Raw genomic sequence first — 3,512 nt, 5'->3', positions numbered from 1 at the left:
TTGCCGATAAGCCGGGTTCTGTCGTGGACAATCATTCATCTGGGATGCATATCACTATGCACCTCAAGCAACCTACCCGGTTCCAGCGCGGGTCACGCCTATAGGAACCCTATTTGGTCTTGCTCCGAGTGGGGTTTACCATGCCGTGAAGTGTTACCACTCACGCGGTGCGCTCTTACCGCACCATTTCAACCTTACCGGCATCCCAATCCGTAAATCGAGACACTTAGGCGGTATATTTTCTGCTGCACTTTCCGTCGACTCGCGCCGCCCAGACGTTATCTGGCACTCTACCCTTTGGAGCCCGGACTTTCCTCCACCTTCAAAAGAAGGCAGCGACTGCCTGGCAAACTCCTCGGTGCGAATTCTAACAAAAGCTCATTCAGTTAGCGATCTAAAGCCGCCTGATAAAGCACTTTTTTCTTCAAACCAGTAATTTTTGCAGCTATAGAGGCGGCCTGGCTCGCTGGCAACTCTGCAAGAAGAATATCCAACACCTCTAAAGCTTTAGCATCCAGCTCAGCTACACCTTTATTTTCCAGACCGTGAACCAATACAACAAACTCACCACGCTGCTGATTGGAGTCACCCTCCATCCACTCGATGACTGCATCCAAGTTATCCACATGAATCGTTTCATAAGTTTTGGTCAGCTCTCGAGCAATCCCCACGACACGTTCACCACCAAAGATTGCCCGCATATCTTTTAAGGAAGCCAAAATACGATGCGGTGATTCATAGAAAATCAGTGTTCTCGTCTCATCCACCAAACCTTTGAGCTGCTGTTTGCGCCCGCTTGATTTATGCGGCAAAAAACCCTCAAAAATAAATCGATCTGTCGGCAAACCCGCCGCAGACAAAGCAGCAATAAAGGCAACACAACCCGGAACAGGCACAACTTTAAAACCTTGCTCTCTAACCCCCTGAACTACCACATATCCAGGATCAGAAATTAGTGGCGTACCCGCATCAGAAATCAATGCGACACTGGCACCAGATTGCAACTGGTGTACAATCGTCTCAATTCGCTGGCGTTCGTTATGCTCATGGACGGAAACTAGGCGGGTATTGATACCAAAATGCGCCATCAAACGGGCACTATGACGCGTGTCCTCCGCAGCAATTAACTCCACCTGCTGCAATACCTCAACAGCGCGAGGGGTCATGTCCTGCAAATTACCTATTGGAGTTGCCACAACGTACAGCGCGGGTTCTAACATTACTAATTCCATCGTTTAGTTTGGGTTGTGAAGTATATGAAATTTCAGTGGCGTCTGTCTCTTACTGCCATGCTGGCAAGCCTGATTTTATCCGGCTGTGCTCCATCTACCAGCATCATCCCTCCGGAAATGACTCCTGCTGAGAAGCAACAGGCACAAATAGAGTCACTTCTAAAAAAAGCGGAGAACTCAACAGCAGCCAAAGCCGCTCTTCTGAAAGCAGAAGTAGCACAACTTCTGTTTACCCAAAACAAGAATGAGCAGGCTCACAGTATTCTCAACTCGATTGATTTAGCACTATTACCGCCAGCACAACATATCGAGCTGACACTACTAAAAACTAAAAACGCTCTTGACCAGCAACAGCCTGAACAAGCTCTTCTTTATTTAGAGCAGTTTGAACTAAGAAACAACGCACCTGTCGACAGCGCTCAAAAAATTTATCTACTTCAACTGAAACAGTCTGCCTACAACCAGCAACAGAACCATTTCAAGGCACTTCAAACACTTATTGAAATTAGCCTTCTACAGGAAATAACAGATGACAAGCAAAAAACCCACGATGAAATCTGGGATAAGCTAATATCATTCGATGAGCAGATGCTGGCCAAACATTTGCGTAGCGGCACAAACAGCTACTATGAACAAGGCTGGTTGGAGCTGTTTAATGAGCTAAGAAATAACAAAAAGCTCGACACCCAACATCAAGCTGTCAGCAACTGGAGCACCTTATGGGAAGCTCACCCTGCTCGCTCAATTCCACCAAGTGCACTTTCAGGGCTAGCCGAAAAAACACTTAGCGTCAGAAAAATTGCCGTCCTACTCCCTTTTGAAGGCAAGCTATCCAAAGCAGCTTCAGCGATAAAAGAAGGCCTTATGATGGCCCATTTTCGCGATAAAACCCCTGGCAAGCCATCTCCAGAGCTACTATTTCTGGACTCAGCGCAAATTAATACTCCCGTACAGCTAGCCCAAATACTGAACGAAGAGAACGCCGATCTCGTTATCGGCCCTCTCTCGAAAGAATACGTTAACAACCTAGCAAGCAGCACACACATCTCCGTACCGATTCTGGCACTGAACTATGCAAACGAATCCTACAGAGAAGGCCTCTACCAGTTTGGACTTTCTGCTGAAGATGAAGCAACACAAATAGCCCACAAAGCATGGGCGGATGGTATACGACAGGCTGCACTCCTCACCCCAAACTCTGGCTGGGGACAAAAAATTCATGACAGCTTCAAAGAAGCTTTTGAAGAACTTGGTGGCACTGTAACCACAACACAGTCTTTTGGGGATACCAAAGACTTTTCCAACGACATTAGCAATCTACTCAGCACAGATAGTAGCAATCAGCGCTATAAAGCCCTTCGCCAGGCAATTTACACTCGCAAGATTGAATTCGAGGAACACCGCCGTACCGATATTGACGCCATCATTCTTGCCGCACTACCCAATGATGCACGTCAACTCAGCCCTATTATAGCCTTTAACTTTGCAGGAGACCTTCCTGTATATGCCACATCACACCTGTTCTCCGGCACCCCTGACCCCATTCAGGATCAAGATCTGAACAAAATCCGATTTATTGGCACACCTTGGGCACTGCAACCACCATCACAAAACAAAGTACTACTCTCACAGCAGAGAAATAATACCAATACCCGACTTGGGCGCTTATATGCATTGGGACTGGATGCTTATCACATCTACCCATACCTACAACAACTTTCAGCACTTCCAGGCACCGAAATTTCTGGAGAAACAGGCACATTAAGCCTAAACCAGAAGGGTCAAATACAAAGAAAACTCATCTGGGCCAGATTCAAAGAAGGCACACCCCAACTCATCGAGTAAAACACACAACTTGAGGCAATCATGGATAGAAAAAGCATCGGCACGGACGCCGAAAATAATGCGAAGAGCTTTCTCGAAAAACACCACCTGATACTCATCCACAAAAATTATTACTGCCGTTACGGTGAGATAGATCTGATCATGCTTGATCAGCATACTCTCGTTTTTATTGAAGTCAGGCAGCGAAGCAGCCTCTCACATGGAGGCGCCGCAGCTTCAGTCACAACAAGAAAACAAAAGCGAATAATACATACAGCTCAGCATTTCCTGACTCAGAATCCCCGCTATCAAAACAAAAACTGCCGCTTTGATGTCATTGCATACGAATATGATGCAGCACCTGACAAACCACTATGGTATAAAGGGGCCTTTAATCTTTAAGGCGAAAAATCAAGGACCATATGGAACTCGAAGACCGCATTGTCCACCAGTTTC

The 3,512-nt window shown here is 46.5% G+C and carries 3 protein-coding genes and 1 other RNA gene; 2 read left to right on the top strand and 2 right to left on the bottom strand.

The genetic code is table 11. From position 1 onward, the window contains the following. An RNA gene (gene rnpB / locus GY843_RS15830) (RNase P RNA component class A) lies at positions 1–355 on the bottom strand; the annotation flags it as partial. 31 nt (positions 356–386) lie between these two features. After that, positions 387–1,220 (bottom strand): 16S rRNA (cytidine(1402)-2'-O)-methyltransferase, encoded by an 834-nt coding sequence (rsmI, locus tag GY843_RS15825; protein WP_297310996.1) that lies wholly within the window; start codon positions 1,218–1,220, stop codon positions 387–389. A 36-nt stretch (positions 1,221–1,256) separates the two neighbouring features. Here rsmI and GY843_RS15820 point away from each other — a divergent pair, with 36 nt between their 5' ends. Then, the gene (locus tag GY843_RS15820; RefSeq protein WP_297310995.1) at positions 1,257–3,077 is read left to right on the top strand and encodes a penicillin-binding protein activator; all 1,821 of its coding nucleotides are present in this window, start codon (positions 1,257–1,259) and stop codon (positions 3,075–3,077) included. Positions 3,078–3,098: 21 nt separating this feature from the next. Beyond that, positions 3,099–3,458 carry a YraN family protein gene (locus GY843_RS15815; protein ID WP_297310994.1) on the top strand — a complete coding sequence of 120 codons (360 nt, stop codon included), beginning with the start codon at positions 3,099–3,101 and terminating at the stop codon, positions 3,456–3,458. Positions 3,459–3,512: the final 54 nt, after the last annotated feature.

It is taken from the genome of Neptuniibacter sp. (genome assembly GCF_024231755.1).
Taxonomy (GTDB): Bacteria; Pseudomonadota; Gammaproteobacteria; order Pseudomonadales; family Balneatricaceae; genus Neptuniibacter.
Note: the sequence above shows the minus strand (reverse complement) of the source record. Positions and strands in the feature narration are given on the sequence as shown.

Coding starts and splice junctions, on each gene's coding strand:
- rsmI (WP_297310996.1), bottom strand. CDS start 1,220: ATGTTAGAACCCGCGCTGTACGTTGTGGCAACTCCAATAGGTAATTTG.
- GY843_RS15820 (WP_297310995.1), top strand. CDS start 1,257: ATGAAATTTCAGTGGCGTCTGTCTCTTACTGCCATGCTGGCAAGCCTG.
- GY843_RS15815 (WP_297310994.1), top strand. CDS start 3,099: ATGGATAGAAAAAGCATCGGCACGGACGCCGAAAATAATGCGAAGAGC.